Source organism: Pseudomonas sp. GW822-FHT04C11 (assembly GCF_058800905.1).
In genome coordinates, this window is sequence record NZ_JBXAMS010000001.1 from 307,253 (window position 1) to 326,644 (window position 19,392).

18 protein-coding genes and 3 pseudogenes are annotated in these 19,392 nt (G+C 59.2%); 19 read left to right on the plus strand and 2 right to left on the minus strand.

The features are described from left to right. The first annotated feature begins 13 nt into the window (after nucleotides 1-13). From rplI to AC1RJ3_RS01450, 17 genes and pseudogenes are all read left to right on the plus strand, one after another. Nucleotides 14-460 carry a 50S ribosomal protein L9 gene (gene rplI / locus AC1RJ3_RS01370; protein WP_008157007.1) on the plus strand — a complete coding sequence of 149 codons (447 nt, stop codon included), beginning with the start codon at nucleotides 14-16 and terminating at the stop codon, nucleotides 458-460. 137 nt (nucleotides 461-597) lie between these two features. Further along, nucleotides 598-1,995: a replicative DNA helicase gene (dnaB, locus tag AC1RJ3_RS01375; protein WP_019691515.1), complete on the plus strand. Its 1,398-nt coding sequence runs from the start codon at nucleotides 598-600 to the stop codon at nucleotides 1,993-1,995. A 266-nt stretch (nucleotides 1,996-2,261) separates the two neighbouring features. Further along, nucleotides 2,262-4,565: a YgiQ family radical SAM protein gene (locus AC1RJ3_RS01380; RefSeq protein WP_090176228.1), complete on the plus strand. Its 2,304-nt coding sequence runs from the start codon at nucleotides 2,262-2,264 to the stop codon at nucleotides 4,563-4,565. Between the two features lie 202 nt (nucleotides 4,566-4,767). After that, nucleotides 4,768-5,694, plus strand: a complete 927-nt coding sequence (ssp4, locus tag AC1RJ3_RS01385) for an Ssp4 family T6SS effector (protein WP_103316301.1) — start codon at nucleotides 4,768-4,770, stop codon at nucleotides 5,692-5,694. After that, nucleotides 5,694-6,131: a hypothetical protein gene (locus tag AC1RJ3_RS01390; RefSeq protein ID WP_103316300.1), complete on the plus strand. Its 438-nt coding sequence runs from the start codon at nucleotides 5,694-5,696 to the stop codon at nucleotides 6,129-6,131. The genes ssp4 and AC1RJ3_RS01390 overlap by 1 nt, the downstream gene beginning before the upstream one ends. A 174-nt stretch (nucleotides 6,132-6,305) precedes the next feature. Continuing rightward, nucleotides 6,306-6,434 (plus strand): annotated as a pseudogene (locus AC1RJ3_RS01395) (NAD synthetase); the annotation flags it as partial. After that, nucleotides 6,431-6,886, plus strand: coding sequence for a hypothetical protein (locus AC1RJ3_RS01400; RefSeq protein WP_493077078.1), 456 nt, complete (start codon nucleotides 6,431-6,433; stop codon nucleotides 6,884-6,886). The pseudogene AC1RJ3_RS01395 and the gene AC1RJ3_RS01400, both read left to right, overlap by 4 nt. Beyond that, nucleotides 6,883-7,332, plus strand: coding sequence for a hypothetical protein (locus AC1RJ3_RS01405; RefSeq protein WP_347928748.1), 450 nt, complete (start codon nucleotides 6,883-6,885; stop codon nucleotides 7,330-7,332). The genes AC1RJ3_RS01400 and AC1RJ3_RS01405 overlap by 4 nt, the downstream gene beginning before the upstream one ends. Before the next feature lie 9 nt (nucleotides 7,333-7,341). Then, nucleotides 7,342-7,500, plus strand: a complete 159-nt coding sequence (locus AC1RJ3_RS01410) for a hypothetical protein (protein WP_256585177.1) — start codon at nucleotides 7,342-7,344, stop codon at nucleotides 7,498-7,500. Nucleotides 7,501-7,777: 277 nt separating this feature from the next. Continuing rightward, nucleotides 7,778-8,011, plus strand: a pseudogene (locus tag AC1RJ3_RS01415) (NAD synthetase); the annotation flags it as partial. After that, nucleotides 8,008-8,460, plus strand: a complete 453-nt coding sequence (locus tag AC1RJ3_RS01420) for a hypothetical protein (protein WP_493077081.1) — start codon at nucleotides 8,008-8,010, stop codon at nucleotides 8,458-8,460. The pseudogene AC1RJ3_RS01415 and the gene AC1RJ3_RS01420, both read left to right, overlap by 4 nt. 191 nt (nucleotides 8,461-8,651) lie before the next feature. Then, nucleotides 8,652-8,780, plus strand: a pseudogene (locus tag AC1RJ3_RS01425) (NAD synthetase); the annotation flags it as partial. After that, nucleotides 8,777-8,989, plus strand: a complete 213-nt coding sequence (locus AC1RJ3_RS01430) for a hypothetical protein (protein ID WP_347928750.1) — start codon at nucleotides 8,777-8,779, stop codon at nucleotides 8,987-8,989. The pseudogene AC1RJ3_RS01425 and the gene AC1RJ3_RS01430, both read left to right, overlap by 4 nt. A 1-nt stretch (nucleotide 8,990) precedes the next feature. Continuing rightward, nucleotides 8,991-9,440 carry a hypothetical protein gene (locus tag AC1RJ3_RS01435; RefSeq protein WP_347928751.1) on the plus strand — a complete coding sequence of 150 codons (450 nt, stop codon included), beginning with the start codon at nucleotides 8,991-8,993 and terminating at the stop codon, nucleotides 9,438-9,440. Nucleotides 9,441-9,627: 187 nt separating this feature from the next. Continuing rightward, nucleotides 9,628-12,903: a transglutaminase family protein gene (locus AC1RJ3_RS01440; protein WP_493077083.1), complete on the plus strand. Its 3,276-nt coding sequence runs from the start codon at nucleotides 9,628-9,630 to the stop codon at nucleotides 12,901-12,903. Nucleotides 12,904-12,991: 88 nt separating this feature from the next. After that, nucleotides 12,992-15,478, plus strand: a complete 2,487-nt coding sequence (locus AC1RJ3_RS01445; protein ID WP_493077085.1) for a circularly permuted type 2 ATP-grasp protein — start codon at nucleotides 12,992-12,994, stop codon at nucleotides 15,476-15,478. Further along, nucleotides 15,478-16,380 carry a transglutaminase family protein gene (locus tag AC1RJ3_RS01450; RefSeq protein WP_054595374.1) on the plus strand — a complete coding sequence of 301 codons (903 nt, stop codon included), beginning with the start codon at nucleotides 15,478-15,480 and terminating at the stop codon, nucleotides 16,378-16,380. Before AC1RJ3_RS01445 ends, AC1RJ3_RS01450 begins: the two co-directional genes overlap by 1 nt. A gap of 291 nt (nucleotides 16,381-16,671) precedes the next feature. Here the strand turns inward: AC1RJ3_RS01450 and AC1RJ3_RS01455 are convergent, their stop codons facing one another. Both AC1RJ3_RS01455 and AC1RJ3_RS01460 read right to left on the minus strand, forming a co-directional pair. Further along, nucleotides 16,672-16,863, minus strand: a complete 192-nt coding sequence (locus AC1RJ3_RS01455; protein ID WP_054595375.1) for a hypothetical protein — start codon at nucleotides 16,861-16,863, stop codon at nucleotides 16,672-16,674. A gap of 68 nt (nucleotides 16,864-16,931) precedes the next feature. After that, a complete protein-coding gene (locus AC1RJ3_RS01460) occupies nucleotides 16,932-17,519 on the minus strand; it encodes a cytokinin riboside 5'-monophosphate phosphoribohydrolase (RefSeq protein WP_054595376.1) in 588 nt (195 codons plus the stop codon). Between the two features lie 342 nt (nucleotides 17,520-17,861). Here AC1RJ3_RS01460 and azu point away from each other — a divergent pair, with 342 nt between their 5' ends. After that, nucleotides 17,862-18,308 (plus strand): azurin, encoded by a 447-nt coding sequence (gene azu, locus AC1RJ3_RS01465; protein ID WP_347928754.1) that lies wholly within the window; start codon nucleotides 17,862-17,864, stop codon nucleotides 18,306-18,308. A 224-nt stretch (nucleotides 18,309-18,532) separates the two neighbouring features. Then, nucleotides 18,533-19,392: hypothetical protein (locus AC1RJ3_RS01470; RefSeq protein WP_493077088.1), on the plus strand; the 860-nt coding region annotated here is incomplete at its 3' end.

Here is a 19,392-nt window from a genome sequence, read left to right on the forward strand (position 1 = left end):
AGAGGATTTTCACATGCAACTGATCCTTCTGGAAAAAGTCACCAACCTGGGCAACCTGGGTGACAAAGTGAACGTTAAGGCTGGTTACGGTCGTAACTACCTGCTGCCTTACGGCAAAGCTACCGCTGCGACCGCTGCCAACCTGGCTGCGTTCGAAGAGCGTCGCGCTGAGCTGGAAAAAGCCGCAGCAGACCGTAAAACTTCGGCTGAAAACCGCGCTGCCCAACTGGCTGAGCTGGAAGTGACTATCACTGCCACCGCCGGTGACGAAGGCAAGCTGTTCGGTTCGATCGGTACCCACGACATCGCTGATGCACTGACCGCCTCTGGCGTTGAAGTTGCAAAAAGCGAAGTTCGTCTGCCGAACGGCACCATCCGCAACGTAGGCGAATTCGACGTAGCCGTGCACCTGCACGCTGAAGTTGAAGCCACCGTACGCGTTGTCGTGGTAGCAGCTTAAGAAGTACTTGTCGGCTGGCGCCCTTGGGTGCTTGCCGGTAACATCGGGCACGATCCTGTTTACAGGTCGTGCCCTTTGTCTTTCTGCAGTTCCTGATTTTTTACAACCCCTGCTTTTCCTAAAGAACCCAAGTGGCCATGAACGATATCTCCGCTCCTGAGCAATACGATCTGCAAACCGCCGCGCTGAAAGTGCCGCCGCATTCCATCGAGGCCGAACAGGCCGTGCTCGGTGGTCTGATGCTGGACAACAACGCCTGGGAGCGCGTGCTTGATCAGGTCTCGGACGGTGATTTCTATCGACATGACCACCGCCTGATCTTCCGTGCGATCGCCAAGCTGGCCGATCAGAACTCGCCGATCGACGTCGTGACCCTTGCCGAGCAATTGGACAAGGAAGGTCAGACCTCGCAAGTCGGCGGTCTCGGTTATCTGGGCGAATTGGCAAAAAACACGCCGTCGGTCGCCAACATCAAGGCCTATGCCCAGATCGTTCGTGAGCGAGCGACCTTGCGCCAACTGATCGGCATCAGCACCGAAATCGCCGACAGCGCCTTCAACCCGGAAGGCCGCACCGCCGCCGAGATTCTCGACGAAGCTGAACGGCAGATTTTCCAGATCGCCGAAGCGCGCCCGAAAACCGGTGGCCCGGTAAGCGTCAATGACCTGTTGACCAAGGCCATCGACCGCATCGACACCTTGTTCAACACCGACAACGCCATCACCGGCCTGTCGACCGGCTACACCGACCTCGACGAGAAGACCAGCGGCCTGCAACCGTCTGACCTGATCATCGTCGCCGGCCGTCCATCGATGGGTAAAACCACCTTTGCGATGAACCTGGTGGAGAACGCCGTGTTGCGCAGCGAGAAGGCGGTACTGGTTTATTCGCTCGAGATGCCAGGCGAGTCGCTGATCATGCGTATGTTGTCTTCGCTGGGCCGGATCGACCAGACCAAGGTCCGGGCCGGTCGCCTGGAAGATGACGATTGGCCGCGCCTGACCTCGGCGGTCAACCTGCTCAACGATCGCAAGCTGTTCATCGACGATACCGCCGGCATCAGCCCGTCGGAAATGCGTGCGCGGACCCGTCGTCTGGTGCGCGAACACGGTGAGATCGGTCTGATCATGATCGACTACTTGCAACTGATGCAGATCCCGGGTTCCAGCGGTGACAACCGGACCAACGAGATTTCCGAGATCTCCCGTTCCCTGAAAGCCCTGGCCAAGGAGTTCAACTGTCCGGTAGTGGCGCTGTCCCAGCTCAACCGTTCCCTCGAGCAGCGGCCGAACAAACGTCCAGTGAACTCCGACTTGCGGGAATCTGGAGCGATCGAGCAGGACGCCGACGTCATCATGTTCGTGTACCGGGACGAGGTGTATCACCCGGAGACCGAGCATAAAGGCATCGCCGAGATCATCATCGGTAAACAGCGGAACGGCCCGATCGGCTTTATCCGCCTGGCCTTCATCGGCAAATACACCCGATTCGAAAACCTCGCGCCGGGCAGCTATAACTTCGACGATGATGAGTAACTGAGCAGGGACTTTGTGGCGAGGGAGCTCGCTCCCGTTCGGCTGCGCAGCAGTCGTAAATTCTGAATTTGCGGTATCACAGATAAACTATGGGGGCCGCTTCGCTGCCCAGCGGGAGCAAGCTCCCTCGCCACAAGAGCGGTGTCATGCCTCAGGAGCTTGTTGCGAATCCGGCTCTGCAATTTCCGACCATAGCCGTCGGAATTGGTTAAATTTTGTGCTATATTCCGCGCCCGCGATTTTTCATCTCAACACCGGTCATCGTCATGCAAACAGCCAAGCCGTTATTTGACTATCCCAAGTACTGGGCCGAATGTTTCGGTCCAGCGCCATTCCTGCCAATGAGCAGGGAGGAGATGGATCAGCTTGGCTGGGATTCCTGCGACATCATCATCGTCACCGGTGATGCGTACGTTGACCACCCGTCGTTTGGCATGGCAATCATCGGCCGGCTGCTGGAGTCCCAGGGCTTTCGCGTCGGGATCATTGCCCAGCCAAACTGGCAGTCCAAAGACGACTTCATGAAGCTCGGCGAGCCGAACCTGTTTTTCGGTGTCGCGGCCGGCAACATGGACTCGATGATCAACCGCTACACCGCCGACAAGAAAATCCGTTCCGATGACGCCTACACCCCCGGTGGCCTGGCGGGCAAACGTCCGGATCGCGCGAGCCTGGTTTACAGCCAGCGCTGCAAGGAAGCCTACAAGAATGTGCCGATCGTTCTCGGTGGCATCGAAGCATCCCTGCGCCGCATCGCGCACTACGATTACTGGCAGGACCGGGTGCGTAACTCGATCCTGATCGACGCCTGCGCCGACATCCTCCTGTACGGCAACGCCGAGCGGGCGATCGTCGAAGTTGCCCAGCGTCTGTCCTACGGTCACAAGATCGAAGACATCACCGACGTGCGCGGCACCGCGTTCATCCGTCGTGATACGCCGCAAGGCTGGTACGAAGTCGACTCCACGCGCATCGACCGTCCGGGCAAGATCGACAAGATCATCAACCCGTACGTCAACACCCAAGACACCCAGGCCTGCGCCATCGAGCAGGAAAAGGGACCGGTTGAAGATCCGGAAGAAGCCAAGGTCGTGCAGATTCTGGCGAGCCCGCGGATGACCCGCGACAAGACCGTGATCCGTCTGCCATCGGTAGAAAAGGTTCGTGGTGACGCCGTTCTGTACGCCCACGCCAACCGCGTGCTGCACCTGGAAACCAACCCGGGCAACGCCCGCGCGCTGGTACAGAAGCACGGCGAAGTCGACGTCTGGTTCAACCCACCGCCGATTCCGATGACCACTGAAGAAATGGACTACGTGTTCGGCATGCCTTACGCACGTGTTCCGCACCCGGCGTATGGCAAGGAGAAGATCCCTGCCTACGACATGATCCGTTTCTCGGTGAACATCATGCGCGGCTGCTTCGGCGGCTGTACCTTCTGCTCGATCACCGAGCACGAAGGCCGGATCATCCAGAACCGCTCCGAAGAGTCGATCATTCGCGAGATCGAAGAGATCCGCGACAAAGTGCCAGGCTTTACCGGCGTGATCTCCGACCTCGGCGGCCCGACCGCGAACATGTACCGCATCGCTTGCAAGAGCCCGGAAATCGAATCCGCGTGCCGCAAGCCGTCATGCGTATTCCCCGGCATTTGCCCGAACCTCAACACCGACCACTCGTCGCTGATCCAGCTGTATCGCAGCGCCCGTGCCTTGCCGGGTGTGAAGAAGATCCTGATCGCCTCCGGCCTGCGTTACGACCTCGCGGTCGAGTCGCCGGAATACGTCAAGGAGCTGGTGACCCACCACGTCGGCGGTTACCTGAAGATCGCCCCGGAACATACCGAGGAAGGTCCGCTCAACCAGATGATGAAGCCGGGCATCGGCAGCTATGACAAGTTCAAGCGGATGTTCGAGAAGTACTCCAAGGAAGCCGGGAAAGAGCAGTACCTGATTCCGTACTTCATCGCCGCCCACCCGGGCACCACCGACGAAGACATGATGAACCTGGCCTTGTGGCTCAAGGGCAACGGTTTCCGTGCGGATCAGGTGCAGGCGTTCTACCCGTCGCCGATGGCCACCGCCACCGCCATGTATCATTCGGGCAAGAACCCGTTGCGCAAGGTCACTTACAAGAGTGACGCGGTGACCATCGTCAAGAGCGAAGAGCAGCGTCGTCTGCACAAGGCGTTCTTGCGTTACCACGATCCGAAAGGCTGGCCGATGTTGCGTGAAGCGCTGACCCGCATGGGCCGCGCCGACCTGATCGGGCCGGGCAAGAACCAGCTGATCCCGCTGCACCAGCCGGCCACCGACAGTTACCAGAGCGCCCGTCGCAAGAACTCGACGCCAGCCGGTAGCCATAAAGTGGCTGGGGAAAAGACCACCAAGATCCTCACGCAACACACCGGCTTGCCGCCGCGTGCCAGCGATGGCGGTAACCCGTGGGACAAGCGTGAACAGGCCAAGGCCGCGGCGTTCGCCCGCAACCAACAGGCCGCGAAGGAACGCAAGGACGCCGCCAAAGGCAAAGGGCCAAAGCCTGCGCGCAAGCCAGTCGTGCCGCGTTGATCGCAGCCTAGCAAGCAAAACGCCAGCCTCGTGCTGGCGTTTTGCTTTGTAGGCGCTGGAGAACTTGTTTGTTAAGGTGGCGCCCATTAATTGCCATCGCAGGCAAGCCAGCTCCCACAGGGGAATGCATTCCAGATGTGGGAGCCGGGCTTGCCCGCGATGAGGCCGGCATGGCCACTCTCCACTTCAAGGAAGAACACCCATGAGCAACCCCCTGCTCGGCATCGGCATGGACTCCAACCGCTCCCAGTTCATGGCGCGCCAGCGCATCGAAAGTGAACTCAACCTGCCGCGTATATTTGCTGCCATCGACGCCGATCCCAGCATCGTCGGCGCAGGGGTGGTGTATATCGACGCCGACTTCAACGTAGTTACCCTGCGTGAGTTCAAGCCGATTTGCAGTATCCAGCCCAAGCGCATCATCGTACGTGAGGCGCAGAAATACGTCGCTCCCGCACAATTTGCTGACCAAGTGGTGAATAACCCGCGAGAGTCGCGACTGATCAGCGAAGCTTTCAACACCACGTTGTCCTGTGGCGGCGCGGTCCTGGGTTGGCTGGTGATGTTAAGTGGCACCATCGCGGTGCCGTTCACCGCTGGCGCCAGTTCGGTCATCACGGTCATTGGCTATGCCAGTGCTACAGCCAGTACGGCGTCATGCCTGATGGGCGCATTTCGCACCCGCAATGAAATCGTCAACCCTGGCATGAATGACTATCTGGATAACGAAGAGTGGTACCAGGCCGCTACCAAGATCATGGACGGCGCCGCCTTGGTCGGTGTGGGCGCGTCTGCGCTGACCACGGTCAAGCTGGTCAATGTCGCCCGTGCATCCACCGGTAAAACCCTGCGCCAGGTGCTTAAAGGCCTCAATGGCCAAGAGCGAGAAAAACTGACCAAAGAACTGTTGAAAATTGCCGACCCGCAGATGTCGACCAAGATGCGCAAGCTGCTGCAACTGCGCGGTGACTTGCCCAAGCGCTTCACTCACACCCAGCTCAAGCATTCCACCATCGTACAGTTGGGCGATGCCTTCAGTGCAGGGCTGAGCGTCTGGGGCCTGGCGCGCTCGGATAACCCCAAGCAGCTCAAGACCCTGGCGATAGGCCTGTATGAGGAGTTGGAGTGATGAGTGGTGTTCCGTCGTTAAAACCGTTTTTGCTGGAACATTTCCCATCGTTCATCGGCGTGATTCTTGCGGGTTGCCTCGGTGGCTCTGGCGCAATTTCCTTAGCGGCCAGCACCTATTTCGCCGATGTGCCCATGGCTACGAATGCCACTGTGTCCTGGTTTGTGGTGATATTCGCTGCATTGTTTGTGGTCAACAGCAACTTCCTGATTGTGCGTGGGCGGGCCTGGGCCGTGTGGGGAATGGTGGCGTTTTTCGTGGTGTGCCTGCTGGTGGTATTGCCGACGCTGCAATACAGCCCGCATTGGTTTATCTACAGTGAATGTTTGTTCTGGCCACTGCTGGGCTTGTTGTTACTCAACAGCAAAGGCTATCGCTCGATGGTGCGCAAACTTGTGGAAGTACGTCGGTTGCGCCAGGCGGCCAAGGCGGGTTGATTGGGTAGATTCACCACCCACCCCTTCAAGTCTAAACATACAAGCCGGGCCCGCCCGCGATAAGGCCGGCATGGCCACTATCCACTTCAAGGACGAACACCCATGAGCAGCCCCCTGCTCGGCATCGGCATGGACTCCAACCGCTCCCGGTTCATGGCGCGCCAGCGCATCGAGAGTGAAATCAACCACGCCACTGTGACGCAAATCCGGGATTCTCTCGGTGCGGCCATTGGTATTTTCGGGAGCGCTTTGTCGGGGAGCATTCGTACCGTCGCGGTAGGTTTGTATGAGGCGCTTGCATGATGGAGCGCCAAGGTTCGTTGAGCGCTTTTTTGGCTCAGTATTTCCCTACGTTCATCTGTGCATTCTTTCTCGCCTGCTTTTCCCTTTCCGCGAGCATCTCATTGGCCTCGAGTACCTATTTTCGCGGTGATCCAGAGCGTGCGCGTTATTCTTTTCTGGCGGCGGTTGGGCTGGGGCTGCTCTTGGCGTTCAGCCATTTCGTCATGATCAGAGGGCGCACTTGGGGAAGTTGGGTCATTGTCGCTTTCTACGCTGTGTGCTTTCTGACAGTCCTGCCTACCTACGGCTACCGGCCGCATATGGCGGCTTATGTAACTGGCCTGCTGTTTCCCTTGCTCGGGATGTTGTTGCTGAATAGTCAGCGCCATCGCGAAATGCGCCGTCAACTCGTGATGATTCGCAAAAAGCGCCAGGCAGCCCTTGCCGACCGCAAGCCCCGGAAAATGAAATGAACGATTTTCCTCCATTGACGCGCTATCTCGCCCGCTACTTCCCGGTCTTCATGGGCGCGATTTTTGCCTGCGTCTTCACCCTGGTCTTTGCGGTCCCGTTGTTTTTCGAAAGCTATTTTCAGAACCTTTCCATGGCCGACAGTGCCAAGTACACCTTCCTGGGTGGCATCGCGCTCACCCTGGTCATCGTGCACTGTAATTTCATGATCGCGCGGGGGCGTCCGAATTGGGTCAGGCCGCTGGTGGCGCTATTGGCCATTTGTTTTCTCGGTGTATTGCCCGCCATCGCATATGGGCCGCACCCTCTGATTTATGCCGTGACTTTGCTGTTTCCGCTGCTGGCGTTACTGCTGCTCAACAGCAAACGCCACCGCGAAATGCGCCAGAAGCTGCTCGAAGTGCGCCATCTGCGCGAAGCCGTGATTGCCAAGCGCAACGCCCGTTGACTGGATAGATTGCCGCCGCGTGTCGGCGATGGAGGTAACCCGTGGGACAAGCGTGAGCAGGCCAAGGCCGCGGCGTTCGCCCGCAACCAACAGGCTGCGAAGGAACGCAAGGACGCCGCCAAAGGCAAAGGGCCAAACCCTGCGCGCAAGCCAGTCGTGCCGCGTTGATCGCAGCCTGGAAAACAAAACGCCAGCCTCGTGCTGGCGTTTTGCTTTGTAGGCGGTGGAGAACCTGTTTGTTAAGGTGGCGCCCATTAATTGCCATCGCAGGCAAGCCAGCTCCCACAGGGGAATGCATTCCAGATGTGGGAGCCGGGCTTGCCCGCGATGAGGCCAGCATGGCCACTATCTACTTCAAGGAAGAACACCCATGAGCAACCCCCTGCCTGGCATCGGCATGGACTCCAACCGCTCCCAGTTCATGGCGCGCCAGCGCATCGAGAATGAAATCAACAACGAACTGTTGACCATCAATGACCTCCGCCTGACATCGAAGATGCTCAAGCTCAAGCAATTGACGGGCGAGCTGCCCAAGCGTTTTACCCCGACTCAACTTAAGCACAGCACCAAGACCCAAATTAAAGATGCCTTAGGCGCAACGGCGGGCTTTGGTGGGAGTGCTTATACGGGCAACGTAAAAACCATCGCATTGGGGTTGTATGAGGAAGTCGGCGAATGAGCGAGCTGATGACGCTTCGTGATTTTTTCAGGCACTACTTCCTTACTTTTATCGGTGGTGTATTTGCGGCCTATTTTTCCTTGGGCTTCGCTACCGCGCTTTCCTTTGCGACCTATTTTCGTGATGCTCCTCTCGCTGGAGGTTTGGGCTTTTCAATCATGCTTGCCGGAGCGTTTCTGATCCTGTTAACGGTCCATAGCAATTTCATGATTTTGCGGGGGCGACCGTCTTGGGTGTGGGTAACGGTGGGTATTTACTTCGCGTGCTTTTTGTTTGTGCTTCCAATGATTCAATACAAACCCCACGCCGTTCTTTATGGCCTTGCTTTGGTTTTTCCGCTGTTTGGCCTATTGATACTCAACAGTGCCGTTCAGCGAGATATGCGTATTAAACTCGTGGAAATCCGCCATCTTCGACAGGCATTAAAAGCCCAGCATAAAAAACGATAGGTACCACGGCTCGTCATCTGGGTGCTTTCACCACCCACCCCTTCAAGTCTAAACATACAAGCGGGGCTTGCCCGCGATAAGGCCGGCATGGCCACTATCCACTTCAAGGACGAACACCCATGAGCAGCCCCCTGCTCGGCATCGGCATGGACTCCAACCGCTCCCAGTTCATGGCGCGCCAGCGCATCGAGAGTGAAATCAACCACGCCACTGTGACACAAGTCCGGGATTCTCTCGGTGCGGCCATTGGTATTTTCGGGAGCGCTTTGTCGGGGAACATTCGTACCATCGCGGTAGGTTTGTATGAGGCGCTTGCATGATGGAGCGCCAAGGTTCGTTGAGCGCTTTTTTGGCTCAGTATTTCCCTACGTTCATCTGTGCATTCTTTCTCGCCTGCTTTTCCCTTTCCGCGAGCATCTCATTGGCCTCGAGTACCTATTTTCGCGGTGATCCAGAGCGTGCGCGTTATTCTTTTCTGGCGGCGGTTGGGCTGGGGCTGCCCTTGCCGACCGCAAGCCCCGGACAATGAAATGAACGATTTTCCTCCATTGACGCGCTATCTCACCCGCTATTTCCCGGTATTCATGGGGACAATTTTCATGGCGATTTTTTCCGGGTCGTCTGCTGTTTCCCTGGCGGGCGTGACATATTTGCGCGACGTTGATCCGGAGCTCAAATCAAGCTACTCCGGGCTTGCCATACTGGTGCTGGTTGCAGTGATAGTGTTTGGCAACGTGATGATTGCGCGCGGACGCCCGTGGGCCACTGCCTTGGTGGCGGGTTACCTGGGATGTTGCCTGCTGTTCGTATTGCCGATGATTCAGTACCACCTCCACGTGCTGGTCTATGGCTCGGCAGTGCTCTTCCCGTTATTGGGATTGTTGTTGCTCAACAGCAAACGCCACCGCGAAATGCGCCAGAAGCTGCTCGAAGTGCGCCGTCTGCGTGAAGCGGTGATTGCCAAGCGCAACGCCCGTTGACTGGATAGATTCACCACCCACCCTCACACTCCCGCCACAAATATGTGCAACCCTCGCACCACGGCACCCACCTTGGCGCCGCTTTGGTGCTGTACTGCACCGGGTCTTACGATAAAGCGCAATGACCGCCGCTCTGGCATAAGTCTTGCGCGCTTTGTTTCCATGCCCTGGCTCGCAGGAGGCCGCCGTGTCGATTCATGTCGCGTTGCACCACGTTACGCATTACCGCTATGACCGCGCTGTCGAGCTCGGTCCGCAGATCGTTCGCTTGCGCCCGGCGGCCCATAGCCGTACGCGGATTCTTTCCTATGCGTTGAAAGTGTCGCCAGAGCAACACTTCATCAATTGGCAGCAAGACCCCCAGGGCAATTATCTGGCGCGGTTGGTATTTCCTGAGAAAACCACGGAGCTGCGGATCGAAGTCGATCTGCTGGCCGAGATGGCGGTGTTCAACCCGTTCGATTTCTTCCTTGAGCCCTACGCGGAAAAAATTCCCTTCGCTTATGCCGCAGACGAACAGCGCGAGCTGGCGCCGTACCTGGAAACCCTGCCGCTGACGCCGATATTCAAGGCCTACCTTGACGGCATCGACCGCACGCCGCTGCCCGCCGTGGATTTTCTGGTGGCGTTGAACCAGTGCCTGAGCGACGACATCGGCTACCTGATCCGCATGGAACCGGGCGTGCAAACCCCGGAATACACCCTCGAACACGCCTCGGGTTCTTGCCGCGACTCGGCCTGGTTGCTGGTGCAATTGCTGCGCAACCTCGGACTGGCGGCGCGATTCGTTTCCGGTTACCTGATCCAGCTCACCGCTGACGTCAAAAGCCTCGACGGTCCTTCCGGCACCGAGGTCGACTTCACCGACCTGCACGCCTGGTGTGAGGTTTATCTGCCCGGCGCCGGATGGATTGGCCTGGACGCTACTTCTGGACTGTTTGCCGGCGAAGGGCATATTCCGTTGGCCTGTAGTCCTGATCCGTCCTCGGCGGCGCCGATCAGTGGCCTGGTCGAACCGTGCACGTGTGAATTCAGCCACGAAATGTCGGTCGAGCGGATTTGGGAGGCCCCACGCGTTACCAAACCCTACACCGAAGACCAGTGGCTGGCGATCCAGGCGCTGGGCCGGCAGATCGATGCCGACCTGCAAGAAGGCGATGTGCGCCTGACCATGGGCGGCGAGCCGACGTTCGTCTCCATTGACGACCCCGACGGTGCCGAGTGGAACACCGCCGCGCTCGGGCCAGACAAGCGGCGGCTGTCCGCCGAGCTGTTCCAGCGCATGCGCAAGCATTACGGACCCAAGGGCCTGGTGCATTTTGGCCAGGGTAAGTGGTATCCCGGTGAGCAACTGCCGCGTTGGTCGCTGAACTGCTACTGGCGGCGAGATGGCGTGCCGATCTGGAACAACAGCGCGCTGATTGCCGATGAGCAGCAAGACTACGGCGCCGATGGCAAGTTGGCCGGGCGTTTTCTGGCGAGTGTCGCCGAGCGTTTGAAACTGCCTGCGAGCTTTGTGTTTCCGGCCTACGAAGACAACCTCTACTACCTCTGGCGCGAAGGTGCGTTGCCGGTCAACGTCAGCGCTGAAGACTCACGGCTGAGCGACGAACTCGAGCGCGCGCGCCTGCACAAGGTCTTCAGCCAAGGTCTGGACAAGGTGATTGGCCAAGTACTGCCGCTGGCGCGCACCGCCAAGGGCGATCAATGGCAGAGCGGCCGCTGGTACCTGCGTGACAGCCATTGCCGGTTGGTGCCAGGAGATTCACCGTTGGGTTATCGCTTGCCGTTGGCTTCGCAACCGTGGGTGACGGCCGCGGAGTATCCGTTCGTGCACCCGGTCGATCCGAATCAGGATTTGCCGGAGCTGCCCGACGCCGCCAATTTGCAGGCCCATGGCGAACCGGCCACAGCCGATGAGCGCACACCGAAAATCGACCAGTCCGCCGATTGGCTGACCCGCACCGCACTCTGCGCCGAGGCTCGGGAAGGGCGGTTGTACCTGTTCATGCCGCCACTGGAACGCGCCGAGGATTACCTCGAACTGGTCAGCGCCATCGAAGCCACCGCCGAGGAACTGCATTGCCCGGTGTTGCTGGAAGGCTATGAACCGCCGAGTGATCCACGCCTGAGCAACTTCCGTATTACTCCGGACCCCGGCGTCATCGAAGTCAACGTGCAGCCGTCTGCCAGTTGGGACGAGCTGGTGGAGCGCACCGAATTCCTCTACGAAGAGGCGCGCCAGACCCGGCTGACCACCGAGAAATTCATGATCGACGGTCGGCATACCGGCACCGGCGGCGGTAACCATTTCGTACTCGGAGGCGCGACGCCGGCCGACTCACCGTTTCTGCGTCGCCCGGATTTGCTGCGCAGTCTGATCAGCTACTGGCATAACCACCCGTCGCTGTCCTACCTGTTTTCCGGTCTGTTCATCGGCCCGACTTCCCAGGCCCCACGGGTGGACGAAGCGCGCAACGATGCGTTGTACGAGCTGGAGATCGCCTTCGCGCAGATGCCAAAACCCGGCGAAGAGTGCGCGCCATGGCAAGTGGACCGCTTGCTGCGCAACCTGCTGATCGACGTCACGGGCAACACCCACCGTGCCGAGTTCTGCATCGATAAACTCTATTCGCCGGATGGCGCCACCGGGCGCCTCGGTCTGCTGGAACTGCGCGCCTTTGAAATGCCACCCCATGCGCGCATGAGCCTGGCTCAGCAATTGTTGTTGCGGGCGCTGGTGGCGCGGTTCTGGCGCGAACCGTATGCACCGGCCAAGCTGGCGCGTTGGGGCACCGAGTTGCACGACCGTTTCCTGCTGCCGCACTTCATCGAGCAGGACTTCGCCGATGTGATCGTCGACCTTAACGCCGCCGGCTATGCGTTGCGCGCCGAGTGGTTTGCCGCGCATCTGGAGTTCCGCTTTCCCAAGGTTGGCGATTACGCGGTCAGCGGCATCGAGCTGGAACTGCGTCAGGCGCTGGAGCCTTGGCATGTGCTGGGTGAGGAGGGCTCGGCCGGCGGCACGGTGCGTTATGTCGACTCGTCGCTGGAGCGTTTGCAGGTCAAGCTCACAGGCCTGGCGCCGCAACGTTACGTGCTGACCTGCAACGGCATCCCGGTACCGCTGCAACCGACCGGGCGGGTCGGCGAGTTTGTTGCCGGCGTGCGGTTTCGCGCCTGGCAACCGGCGAACTGCCTGCAACCGACCATCCCGGTGCACGCGCCGCTGGTGTTCGACCTGCTCGACACCTGGATGCAACGCTCGCTGGGCGGTTGTCAGTACCACGTCGCCCACCCGGGCGGACGCAACTATGACAGCCTGCCGGTAAACGCCAATGAGGCCGAGAGCCGGCGGATGGCGCGGTTCTTCCGTCTCGGACACAGCCCGGGAACCTTGCCGGTGCCAACGCTGACCCTTAACGACGAGCTGCCGATGACGCTTGATTTGCGACGTTTCTGAATCAGACACGACGTCCGGATTATTCGTCTATCCGGGCGTCAAAGGTCTGCGTTAATCTGACTTTTCATTGCTGGCTGCCGAGCTTTCCATGCCTGACCTGCTTGACCGTTACCCGCTTACGCCGGGCACCTATCACGAATTGCTCGACGATAGCGGTGCCGTGCGCCCGCACTGGCGACGGCTGTTCGATCAGTTGCAACGCAGCACGCCCGCGCAACTGCTGCAACGGCAAGCCTTGCTGGCACGACAGATTCAGGAAAACGGCGTCACCTACAATGTTTACGCCGACCCCAAAGGCGCTGATCGTCCATGGGAACTGGACCTGCTGCCCCATGTGATGGCGGCTGATGAGTGGCAGCAGTTGTCCGCCGGGATCGCCCAGCGTGCGCGTTTGCTCAACGCGGTACTGGCGGATCTGTATGGCCCGCAGCGCTTGATTGCCGAAGGCCTGCTGCCGGCAGAACTGGTGTTCGGCCATAACAATTTCCTCTGGCCCTGTCAGGGCATCCAACCGCCGGACGGGGTCTTTTTGCATCTGTACGCGGTGGATTTGGCGCGCACGCCCGATGGGCGTTGGTGGGTCACGGCGGATCGGACTCAAGCGCCGTCCGGTGCCGGTTACGCGCTGGAAAACCGCACCATCGTGTCGCGGGCCTTTCCGGAGTTGTACCGTGATTTGCAGGTGCAGCATTTGGCCGGGTTCTTCCGTACCTTGCAGGAAACCCTCGCACGTCAGGCACCGAGTGCCGATGAAGTGCCGCTGGTGGTGTTGCTGACGCCGGGACGATTCAACGAGAGCTATTTCGAACACCTGTATCTGGCTCGCCAACTGGGTTATCCATTGGTTGAGGGCGGTGACCTGACCGTACGCGATGCCACGGTCTACCTGAAAACCCTCAGCGGCCTGCGTCGGGTTCACGCGATCATGCGTCGGCTCGACGATGATTTCTGCGATCCGCTGGAGTTGCGCACCGACTCGGCGCTTGGTGTGCCGGGCCTGCTTGACGCGGTTCGACAGGGGCGGGTGCTGGTGGCCAATGCCTTGGGCAGTGGCGTACTGGAGTCGCCGGGGCTGTTGGGCTTTTTGCCGAAGATCAATCAATTCCTGTTCGGCGAAGAACTGATCCTGCCGTCCATTGCCACCTGGTGGTGCGGCGAGCCTCCGGTGTTGGCGCAGGCCCTGGAGAAAATGCCTGAACTGCTGATCAAACCGGCGTTCCCCTCGCAGAGTTTTGCCTCGGTATTGGGCCGTGACTTGAGTGAAAAACAGCGCCAGGATCTCTCTGAGCGCATGCAGGCACGGCCTTATGCCTATGTGGCGCAAGAACTGGCGCAGCTGTCGCAGGCGCCAATCTGGCAAGCCGAAGACGGCCAGTTGCAGCACCGGGCGATTGGCATGCGCGTTTACGCAGTGGCCAGTCAAGACGGCTATCGGGTGCTGCCCGGCGGCTTGACCCGGGTTGCGGCGGAACCCGATGCCGAGGTGGTGTCGATGCAGCGCGGCGGCGCAAGCAAGGACACCTGGGTGTTGGGTGAGCGAGCGCCGATCGGCGAGCAATGGAAAACCCAGCGAACCCTTGGCGTGCATGATCTGGTGCGACGTGATCCCTACCTGCCGTCGCGGGTGGTCGAAAACCTGTTCTGGTTCGGCCGCTATTGCGAGCGCTGCGACGACAGTGCGCGGCTGCTGCGGATCATGCTCACGCGTTACGTCGACGGCGACGATCCGCAAGCCTTGCAGGCCGCGGTCGATCTCGGTGAAAGCCTGTTGTTATTGCCCGACGAAGGTGAATTGCCCGAGCGTTTGCTGACGGCATTGTGCGGTGATGACTGGGCCTTCAGCCTGCGCTCCAACCTGCAACGCTTGCAGTGGGCGGCCTCCCAGGTGCGCGGCAAACTCTCGCGAGAAAACTGGCAGGCGCTGGTGGAGTTGCAGCGCGATGCCATCGAGCTGGAAACCGAAGAGCCGGATTTTGGCGAGCGGCTGGATTTCCTCAACCGCCTGGTCATGTCGCTCGCGGCGCTGTCGGGCTTTGCGCTGGACGACATGACCCGCGATGAAGGCTGGCGCTTTTTGATGATCGGGCGGCGGATCGAGCGATTGCAGTTTCTTGGTAGCAGCCTGGCCGCGTTCCTGCGCGGCGCCGGGGCTTTCGATCAAGCCGGGCTGGAATGGCTGCTGGAGCTGGGCAACAGCAGCATCACCTACCGCTCCCGCTACCTGGCGGTGGCGCAATTGATTCCGGTGCTCGATGTGTTGCTGCTCGATGAGCAGAACCCTCACGGCGTATTGTTCCAGTTGAAACTGGTGACCCGGACCCTCAAACGCCTGAACGATGATTTTGGTCTGCCGCGCGATCTGGCGTTGCCTTCGTTGGTCGAGCGTCTGGCGCGATTCGATCTCGGTTGCCTGGAGAACGGGTTGTTCGGCGAAGCCAGCGTCCGCGCAGCCCTCAGTGGATTGGCGGATCTGCTGCAAGAAATCGCCGATGTCAGCAATCAGGTGTCTGATCGTCTCGCGTTGCGGCACTTCGCCCATGTCGATGATGTCAGCCAGCGCACGGTGTCCGTCTGATGAGCGCCCGTTACCAGATTCTCCACGACACCCATTATCACTATGACAGCCCGGTCTCGCTGGCCCAGCAACTCGCTCATTTGTGGCCACGGCATTGCGCCTGGCAGCGTTGCATCGATCAGCAATTGCAGATCAGCCCGGAGCCGACTTCGCGCCGCGATGAGCTGGACGTGTTTGGCAATCCGCTGACCCGGCTGGCGTTTGAAAGGCCTCACGACGAACTGCTGGTCAATGCCCGGCTGACCGTCGAAGTGCTGGCCCGGCCGGTGCACGATTTCAATCAATCGCCGGCCTGGGACATGACCCGTAGCGCGTTGACCTACAGCAGTCAGCCGATTGCGCCGCAGCTAATGGATGCGTGCCGCTATCGGTTTGAGTCGCCGTATGTGCACTTGAAGAGCAGCTTCGTCGAGTTCTCCGAAAGCTGTTTTGCGCTGGGCCGTCCATTGATGCTGGGCGTTCAGGCGCTGATGGAAAAAATCTTCAGCGAGTTCACCTTTGACGCCGAGGCAACTCAGGTCGCGACGCCACTGGTGGAAGTGCTGGAACGTCGGCGCGGGGTCTGTCAGGACTTTGCGCACCTGATGCTCGCTTGCCTGCGTTCCCGCGGATTGGCGGCGCGTTACGTCAGTGGTTATCTGCTGACCCAGCCACCACCGGGCCAGCCCCGATTGATCGGCGCCGACGCATCCCATGCCTGGGTTTCGGTGTTCTGTCCGGTGCTGGGCTGGGTTGATTTCGACCCTACCAACAACGTGCAACCGGCGCTGGAGCACATCACGCTGGCCTGGGGCCGGGATTTTTCCGATGTCTCGCCATTGCGTGGAGTAATACTGGGCGGCGGCAGCCATGATCCGGAAGTGCAGGTGACCGTGATGCCATTGGATGAACGCGGTTCTTGAATGCGCAGGTTTCCTGTGGCGAGGGAGCTTGCTCCCGTTGGGCCGCGCAGCGGACCCAAAACCTGCACGCGCGGCGTATCAGGTAAAACGCATTCGCTGGTTTTACGGCTGCTGTGCAGCCGAGCGGGAGCAAGCTCCCTCGCCACAGGTTCTCTGAAGACCAATGTCGGGTGGGTTGTGCTTTGGGGATTTGTGCAAATCGAATGTGGAGGCTGTGAGGGTCGGCAGCATGACTGCCGACCCTGGACACAGATCCGGTGGGTTTGATCAGAACATCAAACCCTGTGGGTCTCAGGCGTCGGGCGCCTGATCTTTCGGTGCTTCAACAGCGTCATCAGCAACCACTTCACCTTCTGCATCGGGGTTCAGTGCGCCGGTTTCTTCATCGGCGGCAGCTTTCTTGCGTTGCAACTTTTCCTCTTTCTTCTGCTCTTTGGCCAAGTCTCTTTGACGTTTGGCGAAGGAGTAATTAGGTTTAGCCATGGGCGATCCTCTGGGGTCGAAGGTGAGGTTGAGCGGCGCGTATTCTGCCTTTAAACCGGGGTCAAGGGTTAGCTGGGTTTTTGCCCGGCCCATTTTGGTGCTACCACCGGTTGCCAGGCATCCAGCGCATCCAGCAGATCCTGCGGCGATTCGCTCATTTGCAGCATGTCACGGTGATGCTCGCGAACGAAGCCTTCGCCGACGACATGATCAAGAAATGCAGTGAGTTTGCTGTAAAAGCCGTTCACTTCCAGCAGTCCCAGCGGTTTGCCGTGGTAACCGAGCTGGCCCCAGGTCCAGACTTCGAACAGCTCTTCAAAGGTGCCGAGGCCGCCCGGCAGAGCGATAAACGCGTCGCTCAACTCGGCCATGCGCGCCTTGCGTGCATGCATGCCGTCGACCACTTCCAGACGCGTCAGGCCGGTGTGGCCGATTTCCGAGTTCTTCAGGCTTTCGGGGATGATCCCGATCACTTCGCCACCCGCCGCCAGTGCCGCATCGGCCACGATACCCATCAAGCCGACAGCACCACCGCCATACACCAGCGTCAGCTTGCGCCGGGCCAGCGCCTGGCCGAGGGCGATCGCCGCTTGCCGATACGCCGGGTCAGTGCCGGTGCTGGCGCCGCAAAATACACAAACAGACGCTAAAGACATGCCTTACTCCATGGTCAGTGATGACCCCAGAGTAATGGCAGACCTTGGGTGTTCCAAGGGCTATTCCTCGCAGCGAGGCCTTTCATAGGTACCGCTGGCGCCACAGGCGTAGGCGGCGAGCAAACTGCACAACAGGCTATTGAAGGACATGACAGGCGCTCCAGAGTGGGATGACAAACCGATCATAGGTGCGCGCCAGAGGTCTGGCCGGTTAATTGTTTCGATCAATGTCATAGCCCGAAAGTTGTATACAATTCTTGATTCAGGTCATAGGCACTTGCAGAAATTTCAGGCAGTCTTTATGCCCTATGGATTTTGTTAACCCTGCCTTGGAGATTCACCATGTTTGCCAAACTCGTTGCGGTATCCCTGCTGACACTGGCCAGCAGCCAATTGATGGCTGCAGAGTGCAAGGTCGATGTCGACTCCACCGATCAGATGTCCTTCAACACCAAGGAAATCACCATCGACAAGAGCTGCAAGACCTTCACCGTCAACCTGACCCACTCCGGCAGCTTGCCGAAGAACGTCATGGGTCATAACTGGGTGCTGAGCAAAACCGCAGACATGGCTGGCATCACTACCGATGGCATGGCCGCCGGCATCGACAAGAACTACCTGAAAGAAGGTGACGCTCGCGTCATCGCCCACACCAAAATCATCGGTGCCGGCGAGAAAGACTCGGTGACCTTCGATGTATCGAAGCTGACCGCTGGCGAAAGCTATCAGTTCTTCTGCTCGTTCCCGGGCCACAACTCGATGATGAAAGGCGCTGTTGTCCTGAAGTAATCAGGCAGGTCCAGCCGTCATGAAAAACGCCCCTCCGGGGCGTTTTTTCGTTTATGCGCGGGCCAAACCCGCTCAGCGCTCTGGCTATGTAATTCCTACCGCTGGTCGGAAACCACGGCCTACCTGTTATTTCTGACAGTGGTCAGCGTCTCGGGGGCGGGTGTTAGATGAGCGCCAGCCCTGCCGCTCATGTTGCGGCGACTCTTGCGAGATGGAGATTGCTCATGACTGCTCAAGAAGACGCTCCCAAAATACACGTTGACCTCCCGGAGTCTCTTGAAGAGCCGAGCATCAAGCAGGCGCTGGGTAGCCGCGAGCTTAATCCGATGGAGGTTTACACCACCGGCCGGCTGACTGCAGAAATCAAACGGGAGGATCAGGAATTGCTGGAGACCGACTCGTTCTCCGTCAAAGTCACGGGCGAGAGTGCCGATCCACGCGGTTCGTATGAGAGTCCTGTGTTGAAGTTCAGCTCACCCGCTCTCAGGACCTTGTTTCTGGAACCAAAGCTCACTGCTTTTAATCTGGGCAAAAAGATCAAGGTGGAATACACCGTCAATCGCGATGGTGAAACGTCGGTCACTTCCGACGAGCTCGAATTGAACGTGCTCGGCTTTAAGCTTGAGGATCTGACGAAGGGGGTGATCTTCGGGAAGGATGACGACGGTACCGGGCAAGAACTGGACCTGACCACCGACACCGACGACCGGACGGCGCGCGTTGATATCTGGCCGCTGATTGCCGAAGGGCAATTGCTTTGGATCGTGCTGAAGGGCGAGGACAAGAACGGTGATTCCTACGAGTTAACCCTGTTCGAGGGGCCGGTCGATCAGGCCTTGATCACCCTTGGTTACATCGAGGTGATTGTTCTTTTCAGTGAGCTGAAGCTGTTTGGCGATGGAACAGACGCGACGCTTCAGTACAAGGTTGCGTTTGATCAGGTCGATGACGAGAGCAAGGCGAACCTCTCGGAGGTGCGAAGCTATACCGTTAAGGCAGCTGCTGTGGTGAAACCCGCAATCGGCGAAGTGAAAGACTCCGACGGCACCGCGATCAGCAATCCCGATACGACCAGCAAAACGCC

Excerpts from the sequence above, each read along its gene's own strand:
- rplI (WP_008157007.1), top strand. The coding sequence starts at position 14 with ATGCAACTGATCCTTCTGGAAAAAGTCACCAACCTGGGCAACCTGGGT.
- dnaB (WP_019691515.1), top strand. The coding sequence starts at position 598 with ATGAACGATATCTCCGCTCCTGAGCAATACGATCTGCAAACCGCCGCG.
- AC1RJ3_RS01380 (WP_090176228.1), top strand. The coding sequence starts at position 2,262 with ATGCAAACAGCCAAGCCGTTATTTGACTATCCCAAGTACTGGGCCGAA.
- ssp4 (WP_103316301.1), top strand. The coding sequence starts at position 4,768 with ATGAGCAACCCCCTGCTCGGCATCGGCATGGACTCCAACCGCTCCCAG.
- AC1RJ3_RS01390 (WP_103316300.1), top strand. The coding sequence starts at position 5,694 with ATGAGTGGTGTTCCGTCGTTAAAACCGTTTTTGCTGGAACATTTCCCA.
- AC1RJ3_RS01400 (WP_493077078.1), top strand. The coding sequence starts at position 6,431 with ATGATGGAGCGCCAAGGTTCGTTGAGCGCTTTTTTGGCTCAGTATTTC.
- AC1RJ3_RS01405 (WP_347928748.1), top strand. The coding sequence starts at position 6,883 with ATGAACGATTTTCCTCCATTGACGCGCTATCTCGCCCGCTACTTCCCG.
- AC1RJ3_RS01420 (WP_493077081.1), top strand. The coding sequence starts at position 8,008 with ATGAGCGAGCTGATGACGCTTCGTGATTTTTTCAGGCACTACTTCCTT.
- AC1RJ3_RS01430 (WP_347928750.1), top strand. The coding sequence starts at position 8,777 with ATGATGGAGCGCCAAGGTTCGTTGAGCGCTTTTTTGGCTCAGTATTTC.
- AC1RJ3_RS01435 (WP_347928751.1), top strand. The coding sequence starts at position 8,991 with ATGAACGATTTTCCTCCATTGACGCGCTATCTCACCCGCTATTTCCCG.
- AC1RJ3_RS01445 (WP_493077085.1), top strand. The coding sequence starts at position 12,992 with ATGCCTGACCTGCTTGACCGTTACCCGCTTACGCCGGGCACCTATCAC.
- AC1RJ3_RS01450 (WP_054595374.1), top strand. The coding sequence starts at position 15,478 with ATGAGCGCCCGTTACCAGATTCTCCACGACACCCATTATCACTATGAC.
- AC1RJ3_RS01455 (WP_054595375.1), bottom strand. The coding sequence starts at position 16,863 with ATGGCTAAACCTAATTACTCCTTCGCCAAACGTCAAAGAGACTTGGCC.
- AC1RJ3_RS01460 (WP_054595376.1), bottom strand. The coding sequence starts at position 17,519 with ATGTCTTTAGCGTCTGTTTGTGTATTTTGCGGCGCCAGCACCGGCACT.
- azu (WP_347928754.1), top strand. The coding sequence starts at position 17,862 with ATGTTTGCCAAACTCGTTGCGGTATCCCTGCTGACACTGGCCAGCAGC.